This window comes from Kitasatospora sp. NPDC101157, from assembly GCF_044768255.1.
In the GTDB taxonomy this organism is placed as follows: Bacteria; Actinomycetota; Actinomycetes; order Streptomycetales; family Streptomycetaceae; genus Kitasatospora.
Genome location: NZ_JBIWPL010000028.1, coordinates 1 through 17,612, shown reverse-complemented (window position 1 = coordinate 17,612; position 17,612 = coordinate 1). Strand labels below are relative to the sequence as shown.

At 74.0% G+C, this 17,612-nt stretch carries 14 protein-coding genes; 7 read left to right on the top strand and 7 right to left on the bottom strand.

Annotated elements, in window-relative coordinates; genetic code table 11:
• Positions 1–158 precede the first annotated feature (158 nt).
• Genes ACIRVF_RS35715 through ACIRVF_RS35695 form a run of 5 tightly spaced genes read left to right on the top strand, consistent with a single transcriptional unit; the run spans position 159 to position 5,664 of the window.
• Entirely contained in the window at positions 159–1,493 is a 1,335-nt protein-coding gene (locus ACIRVF_RS35715; RefSeq protein WP_402827617.1) for an NAD(P)/FAD-dependent oxidoreductase, read from the top strand.
• The gene (locus ACIRVF_RS35710) at positions 1,490–2,320 is read left to right on the top strand and encodes a DUF1365 domain-containing protein (protein WP_402827614.1); all 831 of its coding nucleotides are present in this window, start codon (positions 1,490–1,492) and stop codon (positions 2,318–2,320) included. Before ACIRVF_RS35715 ends, ACIRVF_RS35710 begins: the two co-directional genes overlap by 4 nt.
• Positions 2,304–3,593 (top strand): class I SAM-dependent methyltransferase, encoded by a 1,290-nt coding sequence (locus ACIRVF_RS35705; RefSeq protein WP_402827612.1) that lies wholly within the window; start codon positions 2,304–2,306, stop codon positions 3,591–3,593. The genes ACIRVF_RS35710 and ACIRVF_RS35705 overlap by 17 nt, the downstream gene beginning before the upstream one ends.
• Positions 3,590–4,858: a class I SAM-dependent methyltransferase gene (locus ACIRVF_RS35700; protein ID WP_402827609.1), complete on the top strand. Its 1,269-nt coding sequence runs from the start codon at positions 3,590–3,592 to the stop codon at positions 4,856–4,858. Before ACIRVF_RS35705 ends, ACIRVF_RS35700 begins: the two co-directional genes overlap by 4 nt.
• Positions 4,855–5,664 (top strand): DUF1295 domain-containing protein, encoded by an 810-nt coding sequence (locus ACIRVF_RS35695; RefSeq protein WP_402827606.1) that lies wholly within the window; start codon positions 4,855–4,857, stop codon positions 5,662–5,664. The genes ACIRVF_RS35700 and ACIRVF_RS35695 overlap by 4 nt, the downstream gene beginning before the upstream one ends.
• A gap of 537 nt (positions 5,665–6,201) precedes the next feature.
• Here the strand turns inward: ACIRVF_RS35695 and ACIRVF_RS35690 are convergent.
• The 4 genes from ACIRVF_RS35690 to ACIRVF_RS35675 all read right to left on the bottom strand — a co-directional run bounded on the left by ACIRVF_RS35690 (position 6,202) and on the right by ACIRVF_RS35675 (position 11,351).
• On the bottom strand, positions 6,202–6,732 hold the full coding sequence (locus ACIRVF_RS35690; RefSeq protein ID WP_402827603.1) for a flavin reductase family protein: 531 nt from the start codon (positions 6,730–6,732) through the stop codon (positions 6,202–6,204).
• Positions 6,729–8,816 carry a tetratricopeptide repeat protein gene (locus ACIRVF_RS35685; RefSeq protein WP_402827600.1) on the bottom strand — a complete coding sequence of 696 codons (2,088 nt, stop codon included), beginning with the start codon at positions 8,814–8,816 and terminating at the stop codon, positions 6,729–6,731. Before ACIRVF_RS35685 ends, ACIRVF_RS35690 begins: the two co-directional genes overlap by 4 nt.
• Before the next feature lie 174 nt (positions 8,817–8,990).
• On the bottom strand, positions 8,991–10,145 hold the full coding sequence (locus ACIRVF_RS35680) for a hypothetical protein (RefSeq protein ID WP_402827597.1): 1,155 nt from the start codon (positions 10,143–10,145) through the stop codon (positions 8,991–8,993).
• 810 nt (positions 10,146–10,955) lie between these two features.
• Complete coding sequence (locus ACIRVF_RS35675) at positions 10,956–11,351, bottom strand: PLDc N-terminal domain-containing protein (protein WP_402827595.1); 396 nt, start codon at positions 11,349–11,351, stop codon at positions 10,956–10,958.
• 236 nt (positions 11,352–11,587) lie between these two features.
• Here ACIRVF_RS35675 and ACIRVF_RS35670 point away from each other — a divergent pair, with 236 nt between their 5' ends.
• Positions 11,588–12,433: a hypothetical protein gene (locus tag ACIRVF_RS35670; protein ID WP_402827593.1), complete on the top strand. Its 846-nt coding sequence runs from the start codon at positions 11,588–11,590 to the stop codon at positions 12,431–12,433.
• A gap of 34 nt (positions 12,434–12,467) precedes the next feature.
• On the opposite strand, the gene ACIRVF_RS35665 is transcribed toward ACIRVF_RS35670, so the two are convergent.
• The 3 genes from ACIRVF_RS35665 to ACIRVF_RS35655 form a co-directional block, all read right to left on the bottom strand.
• Entirely contained in the window at positions 12,468–15,203 is a 2,736-nt protein-coding gene (locus tag ACIRVF_RS35665) for a LuxR C-terminal-related transcriptional regulator (protein ID WP_402827590.1), read from the bottom strand.
• A 149-nt stretch (positions 15,204–15,352) separates the two neighbouring features.
• Positions 15,353–16,243, bottom strand: coding sequence for a YhjD/YihY/BrkB family envelope integrity protein (locus tag ACIRVF_RS35660; RefSeq protein ID WP_402827587.1), 891 nt, complete (start codon positions 16,241–16,243; stop codon positions 15,353–15,355).
• Between the two features lie 178 nt (positions 16,244–16,421).
• Positions 16,422–16,649 (bottom strand): hypothetical protein, encoded by a 228-nt coding sequence (locus ACIRVF_RS35655; RefSeq protein WP_402827585.1) that lies wholly within the window; start codon positions 16,647–16,649, stop codon positions 16,422–16,424.
• 269 nt (positions 16,650–16,918) lie between these two features.
• On the opposite strand from ACIRVF_RS35655, the gene ACIRVF_RS35650 reads away from it, so the two are divergent.
• Positions 16,919–17,440, top strand: a complete 522-nt coding sequence (locus tag ACIRVF_RS35650) for a hypothetical protein (protein ID WP_402827583.1) — start codon at positions 16,919–16,921, stop codon at positions 17,438–17,440.
• Positions 17,441–17,612 lie beyond the last annotated feature (172 nt).

Genomic DNA, 17,612 nt, shown 5'->3' with positions numbered 1-17,612 from the left:
CAACGCCGCCGCGGTGCCGCACGCATCTGCTCCCCGGCGTCGGCAGCCGGCCCGGACGGCTCGCCCACCTCCGGAGCAATCCGCGGCCGCGAGCGCGCCGAACACCGAGCAGAGGGAGGGCACGGAATGGCGCCCTTCCGTGCGGAGGAGAGGACACCATGGCGGCAAACACCCGGCAGCCCACGGCCGGCTCGTGGCGATACGGTCGAGCGGGACGCGGCACGGTGGCCGTGGTCGGCGCGGGGATCGCCGGCCTGACGGCCGCCTACCGGCTGCAGGGCAGCGGACTGACCGTGGAGCTGTTCGAGGCCGACGACCGGCTGGGCGGGCACGCGCACACCCAGCGGGCGGTGGGCACCGACGGCCGGGAGGTGGCGCTGGACACCGGGTTCCTGGTCCACAACGAACGGACCTATCCGCACCTGGTGGCCCTGTTCCGCGAGCTCCGGGTGGCCACCCGCGACAGCGACATGAGCATGTCGGTGCGCTGCGACGCGTGCGGTCTGGAGTACGCGGGCGCGCGCGGCCCGGCCGGGCTGGTCGCCCAGCCCGGCGCGTTGCTGCGCGGGCGGTACCTGCGGATGCTGGCCGAGGTGCCGCGCTTCCACCGCCGGGCCCGCGCGCTGCTGGCCGCCCCGGAGGCCGGCGATCCCACCCTGGGCGAGTTCCTGGCGGCGGGCGGGTTCTCCCGCTACTTCGTCGAGCACTTCATGACGCCGGTGGTGGCGGCGGTCTGGTCGTGCGCACCGGACCGGACGGGCGAGTACCCGGCACGCTACCTGTTCGCGTTCCTGGCCAACCACGGCATGCTCTCCGTCACGGGATCACCGACCTGGCGCACCGTGGTCGGCGGCTCGCAGACCTACGTGGCGAGGATCGCCGAGCAACTGACCGCGGTGCACCGCAGGGCGCCGGTGCGGGCCGTCACCCGCCACGACGACGGCGTCACGGTGACCACGCAGGACGGCCGGAGCACCGAGGTCGACGCGGTCGTGATCGCCACCCACGCCGACCAGGCCCTCGGGCTGCTGGCCGACCCCACCCCGGCCGAGCGCGAGGTCCTGGGTGTCTTCCGCTACTCCGTCAACCCCACCGTGCTGCACCGCGACGCCTCCCACCTGCCCCGGGCCGCCCGGGCCCGGGGCTCGTGGAACTACCGGACCGCGGGGTGCGGTGACAGTGCCGCGGGCGTGCGGGTCAGCTACCACCTCAACCGCCTGCTGGGCCTCGACACCGCGGAGCACTACCTGGTGACGCTCAACGAGGACCCCGACCGGCCGGTGCCGGCCGAGCACGTCGTCTCCCGCACCGTGTACGAGCACCCGATCTACACCCGCGAGAGCGTCGCCGCCCAGGGTCGCCTGCCCGAACTCAGCCGCGGGCGCACCGCGTTCGCCGGCGCCTACCACGGCTGGGGCTTCCACGAGGACGGCTGCCGCTCCGGCCTCGTGGCCGCCCACGCGCTGCTGGGGGCCGGGGTGAGCGCGCCATGACCGCCGCCCCGCACGCCCAACGCGCCATCACCGCCGCCCCGCACGCCCCGGCACCGCCGACGGCTCCCGCTCTGCCGGGCCCGTGGGGCGCCGCCCTGTACGAGTGCCGGATCAGCCACGGGCGCACCGCTCCGGTGCACCACGCCTTCCGCCACCGCACCTACCTGTGGTTGACCGACCTGGACCGGCCCCCGCGCCTGCCGCGGCCGCTGCGCCTCCTGGCCTCCTTCCCCGCCGGCGGCCGCACCGCCGGGCCGGGCCGGTCGCTCCGGGAGGATCTGGACCGCTACCTCGACTCGGTGGGCGTCGACCTCGCGGGCGGGCGGGTCCTGATGCTCGCTCACGCCCGCTCGCTGGGGTACGTCTTCAACCCGCTGACGGTCTACTGGTGCTACGACCGCCAGGGCCGGGCAGTGTGCACGGTCGCCGAGGTCCACAACACCTACGGCCAGCGCCACCGCTACCTCCTGCACCCCGACGAGCGCGGCCGTGCACGGGCGGCCAAGGAGTTCTACGTCTCCCCGTTCTTCCCCGTCGACGGGCACTACCGGATGTCCCTGCCCGTGCCGGGTGAACGGCTGGCCCTCACCGTCCAGCTGGAACGCGCAGGCGGCCGCCCGTTCACGGCGACCGTACGCGGCACCCGCCGACCCGCCCGCGGCACCACACTGCTGCGGGCCGCCGCGACCCACCCGCTGTCCACCCTCGCGGTCAGCGCCCACATCCGCTACCAGGGCGTGCGGCTGTGGCTGCGCGGTCTGCCCGTTCACCCCCGCCCAGACCGCACCCCCTCGAACAGGACCTGCCGCCATGACCACGCACGTTGAAGCCCTCGCACCCGACGCGTCCGCGACGGCCGATCCGCAGCACTGGCCCGACGTGGCCCGCGTACCCCGCACACCGCTCAAGGCGGCGGTGGCCCGCAGGTTGCTGCGCCGCATCGCCCGCAGGCGAGGCCTTCGGGTCGAGCTGCCGAAAGGACGGTTCCTCGAACCCGCCCCGGCCGGGGCGCCGGTGCTGCGCCTGCACCGGCCCGGCGCGTTCTTCCACCGGGTGGGGATGAGCGGGCTGATCGGCTTCGGGGAGTCCTACCAGGCCGGCGAGTGGGACTCGCCCGACCTGGTCGGGCTGCTCACCGAGCTGGCGACCGCCCCCGAGACGCTGGTGCCCACCGGCGCCCAGTGGCTGCGCCGCCTGTACGTGAAGCGGTCGCCGGCCGGGGAGCTGAGCACGCCCGACAACGCGCGCACGAACATCCACCGGCACTACGACCTGTCCAACGAGCTGTTCGCGCTGTTCCTCGACCCCACCCTGTCCTACTCCTCGGCCCTCTTCCCCACCGACCCCGCCGGCGCACCCGTCGCCTCCTGGGAGAACCTCGCGCAGGCCCAGCACCGCAAGATCGACCGGCTGCTGGACCTCGCCGGGGTCGAGGCGGGCAGCCGGGTACTGGAGATCGGCACCGGTTGGGGCGAACTGGCGATCCGCGCGGCCGCGCGCGGCGCGCGGGTGGTCAGCCTCACCCTGTCCGAGGAACAGCTGGCGCTGGCCCGGCGCCGGATCGCCGCGGCCGGGTTCGCGGACCGGGCCGAGGTGCGGCTGTGCGACTACCGAGCCGCCGAGGGCGAGTTCGACGCGGTGGTGAGCGTGGAGATGATCGAGGCGGTCGGCCGGCCGTTCTGGCCCGTCTACTTCGCCACGATCGACCGTGTCCTGGCTCCGGGCGGGCGGGCGGCACTGCAGGCCATCACCATGCCGCACGAGCGGATGCTGGCCAGCAGCGGCACCTACACCTGGATCCTCAAGTACATCTTCCCCGGCGGCCAGATCCCCTCCACCGAGGCCATCCGCCAGGCCACCGCACGGCACACCGGCCTGCGCGTGGCGGCCTGCGACTCCTTCGGCCCGCACTACGCCCAGACCCTCCGGCTGTGGCGCGAGCGCTTCACCGAACGGGCCGACGAGGTCTCCGCGCTCGGCTTCGACCAGGTGTTCCAGCGGATGTGGGAGCTGTACCTGGCCTACTCCGAGGCCGGGTTCGCCGTCGGCTACCTCGACGTCCAGCAGATCCTCCTCACCCGCCCGGAGCCGACCCGATGACCCCCGCCACCCGCCTCGCCGGCCTGCTCACCGACCTGCTCGGCCAACCACTGCCGTTCCGGATCCAGGCGTGGGACGGCTCGACCGCCGGCCCCGCCGGCGCCCCGACCGTGGTCCTGCGCAACCGGCGCGCGCTGCGCCGCCTGCTCTGGCAGCCCGGCGAACTCGGTCTGGCCGACGCCTACATCAGCGGCGACCTCGACGTCGACGGCGAGTTGAGGCCCACGCTGTCGAAGGCGCGGGCCGCGCTGGCCGGACACGGCCCGGTGCGCCCCGGCCTGCGGGACTGGGCGAAGCTGCTCGCCGGCGCCGCACGCCTGGGTGCCCTCGGTCCGCGACCCGTCCCGCCCGGCGGCCGGGCCCGGGTCGGGGGCGCCGTGCACAGCCGCGCCCGCGACCGTGCGGTGATCAGCCACCACTACGACCTGTCCAACGAGTTCTACGCCCTGCTGCTCGGCCCGGCGATGGCCTACTCCTGCGCCTACTGGACGCCCGAGAGCGACAGCCTGCAGACTGCCCAGGAGGCCAAGTTCGACCTGATCTGCCGCAAGCTGGACCTGCAACCCGGCAGCCGCCTGCTCGATGTCGGCTGTGGCTGGGGGGCGCTGGCCGTGCACGCCGCCCGTGCCTTCGGCGCCCAGGTCACCGCCGTCACCCTCTCCAGGGAGCAGCACGCCTTCGCCACCGCCGCCGTCGAGGCCGCGGGCCTGGGCGAGCGGGTGAGTGTGCTGCTGCGCGACTACCGGGAGATCGCCGACGGCCGGTTCGACGCGATCAGCTGCGTCGAGATGGGCGAGCACGTCGGTGACCAGCTGTACCCCGCCTTCGCCCGGCGCCTGCACGACCTGCTCCAGCCGCGCGGGCGGCTGATGGTGCAGCAGATGTCGCGTCGTGCGGTGGCGCCCGGCGGCGGAGCGTTCATCGAGAACTACATCACTCCCGACATGTCGATGCGGCCGGTCGGCCGGACCGTCGCCCTGCTGGAGGAGGCGGGCCTGGAGGTGCTCAACGTCGAGGCGCTGCGCGAGCACTACGCCCGCACCATCGACGCCTGGTACGACAACCTGCGTGAACGCCGCGGCGAGTTCACGGATCTGGTCGGCGAGCCGGCGGTGCGGCTGTGGCAGCTCTACATGGCCGGCAGCTCACTGGCGTTCGCCGAGCGCCGGATGGGGGTGGACCAGATCCTGGCGGTGCGGCCGAGCCAGGACGGCGTGAGCGGTGCCCCCGCCACGCCGGCCGACTGGTACCAGGGGCCGGCGTGAACGCCGCAGCGTTCGCCGTCAACCTCGCCGCCACGGCCGGGGCGGCGCTGGCCGTCCTGCTGGCCGCGTTCGCGGTGGGCGTGCACACCGGCCGCCACCGCGGCGTCGACGTCGCCTGGGGCCTGGCCTTCACGGCCGTGGCCTGGACCGGCTGCGTCCTCTCGGCCGGTCACGGGGACCTCGCACGGCGCCTGCTCGTCACGATCCTGGTCACGGTGTGGGGGCTGCGCCTGTCGGCCCACATCTGGTCGCGCTCGCGCGGCCACGGCGAGGACCCGCGCTACGACCGGATGCTCGCCAAGGCCCCCGGCGGACGCCGCGACCTCTACGCACTGCGCATGGTCTACCTGCTGCAGGCCGCGATCGTCTGGTTCGTCTCGCTCCCGGTCCAGGCCGCCCAGTACCTGACCGCCGGGCTCGGCCCCCTGACCCTCGCCGCGGTGGCCCTGTGGGCGGTCGGGATGTTCTTCGAGACCGTGGGCGACTGGCAGCTCGCCCGGTTCAAGGCCGATGCGGCCAACCGCAGCCGGATCATGGACCGCGGACTGTGGGCCTGGACCCGCCACCCCAACTACTTCGGCGACGCCTGCGTCTGGTGGGCCCCGTTCCTGCTCGTGGCGTCCGAGCCGGTTGGCTGGGCTTTCGTCCTCAGCCCGGTCCTGATGACCTACCTGCTCGCCTTCGGCAGCGGCAAGCCCCTGCTGGAGCGCCAACTCGGCTCCACCAAGCCGGGCTGGGACGCCTACGTCGCCCGCACCAGCAGCTTCCTGCCCCGTCCTCCGCGCCGGTCACCGGACGCCCGATGACCGGCGCACCGCCGGGAACGCCTTCGACCCGGCGAGGGCAACCGCCTGCCTCGCCACGGCGGGCTGGTGCACCAGGGCCCGGGGACGGCCTGGCCGGCACGTCCGGGTGGAAGCTGCCCCGGGTGGCGCCGCAGGCGTTGAGGGCGTGCCGCTCCGCCTCAGGGCACCGGCAGTTCCCGTCGGCTGCGCAGGGGGCCGGTGAGGAGGAGCAGGGCGCAGAGCGCGTTGCCCGTGTACAGGAGCCACAGGGCGCCGCGGTCGCCGAGGACGGTGCCCAGGGCTCCCCCGAGGAGGCTGCCGATCGGAATCGTCCCGGGACCACGTGCCCGACCAGCCGCTTGCCGCCGCCCGGACCGTCGGACCTCAGGGCCACGGCGGCGTGGGCGATGCCGGGAGCGGCTGCGACCACCGCCTCGACCTCACTGAGTTCGACACCCGCCCGTCACGGTCCGGTGAGGTCCGCACCTGGCGCCGGAGTCCGCCCGGGGCGCCCGGCTTCCCGTCTGCGGTGGACGGAAGGCGCAGGTCGGAGTCCTGTCAGGAGACGCCGGGGGCCGCGCCGCTCACCGCGCTCCGCGGCGGGGCCGCGGGGGCCGCCCGGAGCCGGCCGTCCAGGAAGAGCAGCGGCGGGCCCGGCTCCGACCGGTGGTCCAGCACGGTGCCGGTCAGGATCACGTGGTCCCCGGCGGTGATCACCCGCTCGCGGCGGCACACCAGGGTGGCGACGACCCCTTCCAGCAGCGGCACCCCGTACGGCCCCGGCAGCTGCCGCAGCCGCTCGAAGCGGTCGCCGGGCCCCGCGAAACGGACCGCCAGCTCGCGCTGGTCGGCGGCCAGCACGTGGACGGCGAAGTGCGTGCCCAGGGTGAAGGCCGCCCGGCTGGCGGAGGAGCGGTTCAGGCACCAGAGCACCAGCGGCGGGTCCAGCGACACCGAGGTGAAGGAGTTGACGGTCAGTCCGGCGGGCCGGCCGCGATGCCGGGTGGTGACGACCGCGACGCCGGTGGCGTAGCGGCCGAGCACCTCCCGCAGCGGCCGGTGCCGGGCGTCGCCGTCGGCCGCGCTCATCGCGCCGAGGCCGCCTTCCGGCGGCAGGCCTCCAGCGCCGAGGTGATGTCCTCGTCCTCGGGGGCCAGCGCGGAGGCCGCGCCGAGGTCCGCCAGCGCCTCGTCCCAGCGGCCGGTGTCCTGGTAGACGAAGGCCCGGTTGTAGCGCAGCGCCGGGTCGTCCGGTTCCAGCTCCACGGCGTGCGTCAGATCGGCGAGCGCGGCGGGCAGGTTGCCGGTCTGGTAGGCGACGGTGGCCCGTCCGGAGAGCGCCGTGACCATGTCGGGGTCGGCCGCCACCGCCCGGTCGAAGGACTCCCGGGCCGCCCGGTACTCCTCCCGTTCGGCCTGCACCTGTCCGAGCACCGCGTGCAGGTAGGGGTTGTCCGGATCGGTGCGCAGCCCGGCCCGGGCGTCCTGCTCGGCCGCCGCCAGGTCGCCCGCCTCCAGGTGGATGCCGGCCCGGTTGACGTACGCGTCGACGAAGTCCGGCTCCAGCTCCAGGACGTAGCTGAAGTCCGCCAGTGCGCCCTCGGTGTCGCCCTCGCCGAGCAGCAGGTCGCCCCGGTTGTAGTAGATCTCCGGGAAGGGCGGCGAGAGCTCGATGGCCCGCCGGTAGTCGGCGGCGGCCTCCGCCGGGCGGCCGAGGCGGCGCAGGATGTTGCCGCGCTCCAGGTAGTGCTCGGCGTGGTTCGGGTCCTGCTCGATCACGACGGCGTAGTCGGCCAGCGCCTCGTCGAGGCGCCCGAGAGCGGAGTACACCCGGGCCCGGTTGTTCTTGAGCACCGACCTGTGCAGTCGGTGTTCGTCCGGGGTGAGCAGCTCGTCCAGGCTGGCCACGCACTCGTCCACCAGTCGGAGGGCCTCGTTCAGGTCGCCGAGGTTGACCTCGACCAGCGCCTTGCCGTTCTTGTAGAACGCGCTCTGGAAGGCCCGCTCGCTTCGGTCCTCCAGCAGCGAGGCCGTGGCGATCGCCGAGTTGAGCCAGGACTTGGCCTTCCGTTCGTCGCGCTCCTCGGGCTCGTTGTGCCGGGTGTAGAGCATCGCCGTCGAGTAGGCCGCCGCCATGTGGACGGCCGGGCGGGTGGACACCAGCCGGGCCTCGTCGTACAGCGCCATCGCCTCGTGGGTGCGGGACAGGATGGAGAGCGCCAGGCCGAGCTCCAGCGCGGTGGCCCACCACTGCGCCTCCGACTCGCGGGGATCGACCAGCGCCAGCCCGCGCCGCCCGTAGTCGACGGTGGCCTCGTAGAAGCCGATGCAGACGCAGTGGTCCTGGGCCGCGTACAGCGCCTTGACGCCCGCGCCGGCCGGATCGCCGCCGTGTTCCAGGTGGTACGGGATCGCGCCCAGGCGCAGCGACTGCTCGTCCAGCGCGGCCAGTTCGGCGGCCCGCCGGTCGTGCAGGGCGGCGCGGGCGCTCGCGTCCAGCGCCGCGTAGGCGGACCGCTGGGCGGGGACGTCGCTGGTGCAGTCCGAGGCGACGTACGCCCAGGCGTCGGCCGGCTCCGCCGGGTCCGGATCGGCGGCGACCGCAGTCACCGGCTCGGTGTGGGCGCGCAGTTCGGCCAGCAGCTGCTCGTCCGGCAGGCCGTCGCCCGCCGAGCAGAGGACGATCCGGAGCCGGGCCGGGTCGGTGCGGCGGACCAGGGCGGCCAGGAACTCCAGGTCGGTGTGCTCGGCCTGGTCGACGCTCTCCACCACCAGGGTGCGCGGTTCGCCGGCCGGCAGGCAGGTGTGCAGGAACTCGACCAGGCCGTGCGAGATCCGCCGGGTGCGCAGCCGGGCGTAGAACCTGGTCCGCTCGGCCGGGATCGCCATCGAGGTCAGCGTCTCCCGGGAGTTGGGCAGGATCGCGCTCAACTCCGGTGCCACCGAGAGGAGTTCGATGTCAAAGCGGCGTACGGTGGCCGGATCCCGGCGCAGCGCGCCGGGTACCAGGGCGCGGGCCAGGGTGCCGGCGGCGGTGAACGGGCCGCGCAGGTTGCGATGGGCGTCCACCGGCGGGAGCAGCGCGGCGGGCAGCTCCGGCGCGGCCGCCAGTGCGGCCCGGTCCGCCCGCAGGCCGCCGAGGATCCAGCGGTGACGGGGAAGTGCGTCGTCCATGGGGTCTCTCCTCCGTGCGCCGACGGGGTGGCACCGGGGTGGGCCGACGGGGCGGCGCCGTGGGCGCCGCGCCCGTCGGTCGGGTCGTCGGGCGGGTCGTCGGGCGGTCGTCGAGTGGGCCGCCGGGTGCGGCCGGGCGGCGGTCAGGCTGGGCGGGTTGCCTCGGACCGGGCCCTAGGCGGCGGTCGGCCGCTCGCGGCGGCGGTACTGACGGAGCGCCAGGACTCCGGCCAGCACCAGCTCGCCGAAGTTGAGCACCAGGAAGAGGCACACGTCGAGGATGTTCAGCGGCGACAGGTCCGCGCCCAGCTTGTGCAGGGCGAGCCGGGTGACGCTGATCGCGGCCGGCACGACGGCGGTGACCAGCAGGACGGTCAGCACCGCGTACCCGGTGACCATCAGCCAGGAGTACCAGCGGGCGACGGCCGCGTCGCGCGGGTGCCAGTCGGCCTCGTCCACCAGTTTCTCGCGCCGCCCGAGCAGGGCGTTCACCCGGTTGGCCATCAGCTGGCGGGCGACGGTCTGCAGGTCGTTGCAGCCCAGCACGGTGGTGGCGAGGTAGTACAGGTCGGTGCGCAGGAAGAAGTAGAACTGCCAGGCGAACCGCAGCACCACGCCGAAGGCCATCGACAGCAGGAGCTTGCCGATCAGTCCGCCCGCGCCGCCCGCCGACCGCAGCGGAGCGGCCGCCAGGGTGAGCGCGGCGACCGCCAGGACGTCCAGCACCATGCCGGCGAGCATCGGCAGGTACCGCTTTCGGCGCGGCACCGCGACGAGTCCGTCCAGCGAGGTCACGAAAACCACGTAGTAGAACCGGCGACCGATTCGTAGGGTCGAGTTCAGCCCGATTCGCCGTCCGGCGAGGGCGTGGAAGGCCTCGTGCAGCAGAATCCACGGCACCTGGCCGAGCACGATTCCGAGCGTGAGCAGAACGAGCGAGGAACGCGTGAAGAAAAGGTGCTGATAGGTCGGCACCAGACTGTGGTCCCGGGCCATCGCGACCGCCCCGGCGCCGACGAGAAGGGCGTAGCCCACCCAGGCGGCAGGGGAGAAGAGCGCGCGCCCGAGCCGCTGCCAGCGCACCGGCGCGACTTCGGCGGACTCCTCGCCGTCCTTTACCAGCATCTCGAATTCCTCCAGCACTTCGAGGAATTCGATGATGTCCACCTGGTCGCCGAACTGCTCGGCGTACCAGCGCGCCGACTCGTTCGGTGAATGGCCCTCTTCAAGGTGTTTGAGCAATGCCGCGCCATCCACCGGGAAAAGGCCGTAAGAATTGATGTCAGCTCGCCCGACGGTGACCTCGTCGCCCTCTTCGAGATAGGTCAACGGGTGAACTCGGAGCGGTTTGTCGAGATCCACAGAAGCCGGGTCCATCTCTTCCCCACGGTCGCCGGGTATCCTGGTGGCCGGCCCGGGGCTCGATGAGAGCGAGCCCCGGGCCGGCCTGCGGCGCCACCCGCGAACCGCCCGGTGGGTCACCGGACTTCAGATGGCGCTCACTGCACTGGTCAGGCCAGGACGGGGCCGGTGCCGCAGCAGTACGCGGAGGCGGCGGCCGAGGTCAGCCGGACGGTGCCGGCCTTGCGAACGGCGATCTTCTTCATGCTGTTCTCCTTCTCTCCTGTGCTTCACCGGCCACAGGGGAGGGCCGGTGCGCCCGATTTCTCGGGAGCTCTTTATCCGCACAATGCGGCAGGTATCCGCACGGCGGTGGACGGCGGACGGGGAACGAAAAAGCAGTGACCAGGCCGTGCCGGTCGCCCGACCGATCATTCACCCGACTGACGCCTCGACAGATTTGCATGTGCTTCAGACCGCTGTCAACGGGCGGAGCAACGCGCTCCGAAGATTGCATCGGCCACCCGTTGATCATCTTTCTCGTGATGGCTGAAGGTCATTATTCACGCGCGTCCGGCCCATTTTCGTGACAATGGGTGATAGCTCGTCGGATATATTGGCAGGTGCTCGACAGGAATTGCACCGGTCGCAGCGGACGGGTCGCGGCGGGGACGCCTCGGGGCCGCGAACGCCCGGCGTCCGGCGGTGCCGGTGCCGTCGTCGACGCGGAGGCCGGAGCGGCGCGACCGGCCCGGCGGTCGGGGACCACCGGGCCTGGGGGCGCTGTCGAGGGGCGTGTCAGGTGAGGACGAGCTCCTTGGCGCGCTGGTACTCGGCCTCGGTGATGTCGCCGTGGTTCTTGAGGTCGGCGAGCCGCGAAAGTTCGGCGACGTGGTCGGTGGGCGCGGTGGTGGTGCCGGCGGCGTCCCGGATGTAGGTGCGGAACTCCTGCTCCGCCTCGGCAGCCTCCTGGTACTCGCGCTTCCCCATGCCCTTGCCCCTGGCGATCAGGTAGACGAACACACCGAGGAACGGCAGGACGAGCACGAACACGCTCCAGCCGGCCTTGGCCCAGCCGCTCAGGGCGTCGTCCCGGAAGAGGTCTCCGAAGACTCGGAACAGGAGGAAGAACCACATGATCCACAGGAAGATCCACATGGTCGTGAAGAAGATGTTGAGCAACGGGTAGTCCACCGGGGGCCTCCTGACATCGATGGTCTGCCCCGAACTCCGTGGCAGACGCGGTCTATCGCCGGTGTACCGCTCTGCGGCCCGGCGGGGCATCACCCGCCCCGGGTGAGTTCCGCGCCCGGGGCGGCCCCTCAGCGGCGGGACTATTCTGGCGACTGATGGGCGGAGCGGAGAGCGCGCAGCGGCGACGGCCCGGCCTGGGCGACCTGCTGAGGACGGTTCGGGCGGACCCTGTCCGCATGCCCGAGCGGCTGGCCGCCTTCACGGTGGAGTTCCTGGGCCCCCAGGTGGCCGACACGATGGTGCGGGCGCGCGGAGCGGAACGGACCGGGACCCCGCCGGGCGGGAGCGTCGAGGAGGTGATCGGGCGGGGCGTGCGCCGCTCCGTGGTGGACGGCTCGTTCCTCGGCGGCCCCTTCGTGCTCCTGCTGCCGGTCGCGTTCATCGGCGCACTGCTCGCCCAGCTGCGGATGGTGCTGGAGCTGGGCGCCCTGGCCGGCCGCGATCCGTGTGACCAGGAGGCGGCGGTGGAGATCCTGCTGGTCCAGGGCGTCCACCCGACGCGTGCGAAGGCCAGGGCGGCCCTGCGGGAGGCGACCCGGGGTCCGGCCGACGAGGGCGGCAAAGCCTCCTGGCTCGCCCTCGTCCGCCGCCAGGCCTACCTGATCGGCCTGGTGGCGCCGGACGACCCGGCCCGGAGCCGGGTTCGCAAGTGGCTCGGCTGGGCCGGCATCGGGGGGCTGCTGGTCATCGGGACGGTGGTGCCGTTCGTCTGGGTGCCCGCCTGCGCCGAGATGTACCGTCGCGCCACCGACCGGCTCGCGGACCGTACCCTCGCCCTGCTCGGGTCGGAGGGCGGCGGGCCCGTGCCGGTCCGGGACCGTGACCGGTCCGTGCTGCGCCCCGGACTGCTCCTGGTCGTGCTGCGGACCGTGCTGGCGTGCGCGGCGACGGTGGGCGGGGTGCTCGTCGTGCTGCTCACCGGAGCGCGGGTCGCCGGCAACTCCTGGCTCGCCGTGTTCCTCGTCCTGCTGGGTGCGAGCGCGGTGGTGACCGGCTGGCACTGGCTGCGCTCCCGCCACTGAGCACCCGGCTGCGTCCGCCCCCCGATGGACGCGGTCAGATCAGCCGCAGTTCACGGGCCCGACGGACGGCCCTGCTGCGCCCGGAGACCGCGAGCTTCCGGTTGATGCTCTTGAGGTGCGTCTTGACCGTGTTCACCGAGAGGAACAGTTCGGCGGCGATCTCCTCGGTGGAGAGCAGCCGTGCGGCGGCCTCCAGGACCTCGGTCTCCCGGTCGCTCAACGGCTCGACGGGCGGGTCCGGCACCGGGTCGTCACCGCCCGCCGCCCCCGGCGGCCCCTGCGACCCCGGGAGGAGGTCGGGGGGCAGCCAGTCGTGGGCGTCCACCGGCGCCGGCCGGGCCCGTAGCAGCCGCCGCAGCCACGGGCCGGCCTCCCGGAACGGTCGGACCACCTGTTCGGACCGGGCGACCGCGAGGGCGCGGGTGAGCAGCCGCCGGGCGCCGGCCTCGTCGCCCAGGGCCGCTGCGACCTGTGCCCTGGCCAGCAACACCCGGACGGTGACCGCCGGTCCGTGGCCGTCCCGGTCGGGGATCGCGTCCAGGGCCCGGCGGGCGCTCGGGCCGTCCCCGGCCGCGAGATGGGCACGGGCCGCCGCGATGGCGCAGTCCGGTCCCCCGGCACCGTCCTGGTCCAGTACCGCCAGGGCGGCGGCCGGATCGCCGTCGGCGAGGTGCGCGGCCGAACCGACCACGGCCGCGCCCTCCGTCACCCAGGCAGGCAGTGGTCCGGCCGTCGGAGGGCGGCCTTGGTCCACCCGGTCGAGCGCGTCCAGGGCCGCCCGGGCCCGGCCGTCGGCCAGCAGGATCCTCGCCCGGACGATCGCCAGGACGGCGGCGACCGCGGGATCGTACCGGGCGGCGGCCGACCTGGCCGCCCGGTCGAGCGCCGCGCGGGCCGTCGGCAGGTCGTCCCGGTCGACGGCGAGCGTGGCGGACACCAGCTGACCGACGCCGGTGCGGGAGACCGGCGGCAGGCCGGCGCGTTCGGCTTCGGCCGCGGCCCTCCGCAGACGGGCCTCCGACCGCCCCGGCCGGCCGTGCAGCAGTTCGATCAGGGCGAGGCGGGCGAGCGCCTCGTGGCGCGGACCGGCCGTGGTGGCCCCCTCGGGCGTCCTCGCTGCCGCAGCCAGCGCCGCACTCGCGTCGCCGAGACTGCCTTCCCAGAGAAGCGCCGAGCCGAGGTCGTTCATCCGCAGCGTGGACAGCTCCGGGTGCCCCGCCACCAGGTCCTGCGGCACCAACTCCTGGAGCTGTTCGGCCTGTTCGGCGGCAGCCCGGGCCTGGTCGGCCGAGCCGGCCAGCCGAGCTGCCAGCACCCGCAGCTGGGCCACGGTGAACAGGGCCGCCGAGTCGTCCTCGCCCTGGTGTTCGGCGAGGAGCGCCTCCGCGCGCCGGAGGTGTTCGGCACCCTTGTCCACGTCGTACCGGGTGAGGTCACAGGCCGCCCGGACCAGTTCGGCGGCCGGCCCCTGGGCGTCGGGGGCCATCGTGGCGAACAGCCGCTCCAACCGCTCCGCGTCCCGGCCGGTGAACAGCCGACCGATGGCCAGTTGATCGACCACCTGCGTCGCGGCGAACTCCCAGTCACCGGCCGCCGCGGCGTGCGGAAGCGCCTCCGTCAGCTGCCCCGCCCCGGCCAGCCACCGGGCGGCCCTGCGGTGGAGTTCCCGTTCCAGCCCCGGGCTCCGGGCTCCCAGGTGGATGCGCAGGATCTCGGAGAAGAGCGGGTGGCACCGGTACCAGGAGTGTCCGACGGGCTCCACGAAGGCGTTGGCCCGGGAGAGCGCCGACAAGGTCCGCGCACCGTCCGGACGCCCGGTCAGGGCGTCGGCGAGGTCCGGGTGGATCCGGTCCAGGACACTCGTCCGCAGGAGGAAGTCCTGGCTCTCGACCGGTTGGGTGTCGAGGACCTCGGCGAGCAGGAAGTCCGCGACCGTGCTCTGCCCGGCCTCGAACTCCGCCAGGTACGCCGCGGGATCGGCGGCGCCCTGGGCGGCCAGTGCCAACAGCCGCAGGCCGGCGGCCCAGCCACCGGTCCGCTCGGTCAGGGCGCGCACGCTCCCGGCGGACAGCGCGAGCCCGTGCCGGTGCAGCAGCACGGAGGCCTCGTCGGGCCGGAAGGCCAGGTCGGCGGCCCTGATCTCGGTCACGCTGCCGGACACCCGGTAGCGGTGGATCGGCAGGAGCGGCTCCGTCCGGCTGAGCAGGGCCAGGCGCAGACCGGGGCCCGCGTGGCCGAGCAGGAAGTGCAGACCGGAGGCCACCTCCGCGGAGGACACCTGCTCGAACTCGTCGAGCACGAGGACGACGGGCTCGTCCCGGACGCTCAGGTGGGCGGCCAGCCGGGCCAGCAGGGAGTGGTCGACCTCGTGGGCCCGGGCCGGACTGCCGATGCCGGCCGGCAGGGCGACGCCGTGGTGCCGGAGCGCTTCCAGCAGGTAGGCCCAGAAGACCCCCGGCGCGTTGTCCTCGTGCTCGACGGTGAGCCAGGCCACCGGACCGGGCAGTCGTTCCGTGGCGACCCAGTCGGCGACGAGCAGGGTCTTCCCTGCACCCGCCGGTCCGGTCACCAGCAGCAGGGGCGTCGGCGGGCCGTCGACGAGCCGGTCGACCAGGCGCTGCCGGCGAACGAAGGTCTCCGGCGTCGCGGGCACCGCGAACCGAGCCGCGAGCACCGGGTCGCCGCCGGGTATCCGGGACGACGGCCCGGCGTCACCGCGGGGACCGTCCACCGGGCGGTACTGCCTCCTGGCCGCTGGACTGGAGGCCATGGTCTTCACCTTCGGGGGGTCATGGCGCGCCGACGACGCACATGTGTGACGACTCCCATCGTTTCCGACTTCCCCCGGCTCGGCAAAAGGGCCGACAAATCCTCCCAGGGGGGCCACCCGGTCCGCGCCTCCCGACCGTACGGGGGGTCCTAGCCCTCGTCCTCCCCGGTCGGCTCAGGGGTGCCCAGGAGCCTGGCCAGCCAGCCCTGGCCGGCCACCACGTAGCCGATGCCGATACCGAGCGTGACGGCCGTGAAGACCACGATCAGCCAGCTGAGCAGGGTGAAGACCAGACCGAGCGGGCCGAACTGGTCGATGCTGCGGTTCAGCGAGCGGGGAACGTAGAGCTGCGACGCCCAGGCGAGCGCGGTCAGGCCGGCACTGGTCAGCAGGGCCCCCGGGACCAACGGGAGCCAGGGGACCCGCCCGCCGAGCAGAAGGTGCTGCGTCCACAGCCAGAGCAGCCCGGCCGTGATCACGTAGAGGACGATCCCGAGGGCCTCGCCCCCGCCGAATCCGTTCCGCACCTTTCCCTGGAGGACCAGCGCGGTGATCCACACCAGCAGCCAGGCGAGCCATCGCCAGGCCGCCAACCGCCCGGAGAGGTGGGGCAGGTGCCAAGTCCGCTCGCACAGGCGCTGCAGGATGCGGCTGCAACTCGTGGCCGAGAGCACGGTCACCAGGATGCCGATGCCGCCGAAGGCATCCGTGGTCGCCTCCTTGCCGACGGGCTGGAGCGCCCGCTTGACGTCGTCGAGCGAGCTGCCGTGGAGGCCCAGGACGGTCCGCAGCGAGTCGGCGGCGCTGCTGCGCGCCCCCTGGGGCAGGAAGGCGGCCAGCACGAACAGCACCGGGATGGCCGTCAGGAACGTCTGCGCGGCGAGCCGGGTGGCGGTGTCCAGGACGTGGATGTGGATCAGCTGGGCCGCCAGCCGGCGCAGGAACGGCGCGTCGCGTAGGTCGGCCGTCCGCCCCAGTAGCCGGGCCGACCTGGCGCGGAACCGGTCAGCGCGGGTCGGCTCACCACGCTGCTGCGCCACTGCGCTCTCCCCTCGGTCGATGCCGGCGGCCGGGCCGCCGAGGTACGGCCGGCGACCCGGCGCCGCGGACCGTCCACCGTTCCAGCCTCGGCGACGGGTCGCCGGGCGGCACCCCGGGCGGGCTGCTGTACGGCGCGACCGGCGTGGCCGGCGCGACCCGTCCCGGTGCCGGTGGTCTTCAGCTCCCCGGCCAGCGGAGCGCCCCCGGCTCGGGCAGCCGGCGGAACTCCATGACGTGCAGCCCGAGCGCCTGGAACCGGCTCAGCAGGCCGTAGAGGTGGGCCTCGTCCGTGACGGGGCCGAACAGCAGCGTCTGGTCCGGAACGAACACGCTCTCCAGCTCCGGAAAAGCCTCGCGGACGGTCCGTCCTGACATCGCCCCGGCGATGCGGAACTCGTAGCGCATGGGAGTCCTTCTCTCGCGTGCTGCACGGGGCCTCGCCGATTCCCCGTGGGTCCAGGCTGCGCCCCGGCTCGCCGGAGGGGGATCACCCGGTCGGGGTGAGCGGGCAACGCCGGGCGGCAGGGCTCCGCGCGGGGCGTGGGCGGCGTCGCGGCGGGCGGCGACGGGGCCCGCTCACCTGCCGGAGCGGAGGCGGCGTGCCGGGGAACGGGTGATCATGGGCCGAGCGGGTTCAACGGTCGTCCCCGGACGGGGACGGGAGGAGGCGCATCGTGTCCACGCCCCGCAGCCGTCCTCCAACCGCCCGCGGGCCGGCCCCGGTGGGAACCGCCGACCGGACGGACTACGCCGGAGCGGTCTACGGTTCGATGCTGGCCGCCTCCGTGATCGCGGCCTCCGGAGTGCACGAAACCCATCCGCGGCTGTCGCTCATCGTGCTGCTGGCGGTCACCGGGCTGGTCTTCTGGGTCGCCCACGTCTACGCGCATCTGGTGGGAGAGCGCGAGGTCGCCCGCCGGGTCCGGTGGGACCGGGTGCGGGAGGTCGGCCGGGAGGAGTGGCCGCTCGTCGAGGCGTCCGCGCTCCCGGCCCTGGCGGTGTTGGTCAGCCCCTGGCTCGGGACGGGCGACAGCGCCTGGCTGGCTCTCGGCGTCGCCGTGGCGCAGCAGGTGGGCTGGGCGACCCTGGGTGCCCGTCGGGCCGGCGCCTCCACCGGCCAGGCGGCCGTGGAGGGCGTGGTGAACCTCCTTCTGGGCCTGCTCATCGTGGCGGCCAAGGTGGCGGTCGGGCACTGAGCCGGCCGACGGGTGCCGGGGGATCCGATCCGGATGCGGTGGTGGGCCCGCCCCCCGCCCCCCCCGGGGCGGGCGGCCCCCGGGGGCGGGCGGGGCGGGGCGCCCGTCTGTGTGGGTGGTGCGGGGCCGCTGGGGTCAGCGGCCCGTCGTGCGGGTCGGCGGTCCGGATCTA

Coding starts and splice junctions, on each gene's coding strand:
- ACIRVF_RS35665 (WP_402827590.1), bottom strand. CDS start 15,203: ATGGCCTCCAGTCCAGCGGCCAGGAGGCAGTACCGCCCGGTGGACGGT.
- ACIRVF_RS35715 (WP_402827617.1), top strand. CDS start 159: ATGGCGGCAAACACCCGGCAGCCCACGGCCGGCTCGTGGCGATACGGT.
- ACIRVF_RS35685 (WP_402827600.1), bottom strand. CDS start 8,816: ATGGACGACGCACTTCCCCGTCACCGCTGGATCCTCGGCGGCCTGCGG.
- ACIRVF_RS35700 (WP_402827609.1), top strand. CDS start 3,590: ATGACCCCCGCCACCCGCCTCGCCGGCCTGCTCACCGACCTGCTCGGC.
- ACIRVF_RS35655 (WP_402827585.1), bottom strand. CDS start 16,649: ATGCGCTACGAGTTCCGCATCGCCGGGGCGATGTCAGGACGGACCGTC.
- ACIRVF_RS35690 (WP_402827603.1), bottom strand. CDS start 6,732: ATGAGCGCGGCCGACGGCGACGCCCGGCACCGGCCGCTGCGGGAGGTG.
- ACIRVF_RS35670 (WP_402827593.1), top strand. CDS start 11,588: ATGCCCGAGCGGCTGGCCGCCTTCACGGTGGAGTTCCTGGGCCCCCAG.
- ACIRVF_RS35710 (WP_402827614.1), top strand. CDS start 1,490: ATGACCGCCGCCCCGCACGCCCAACGCGCCATCACCGCCGCCCCGCAC.
- ACIRVF_RS35705 (WP_402827612.1), top strand. CDS start 2,304: ATGACCACGCACGTTGAAGCCCTCGCACCCGACGCGTCCGCGACGGCC.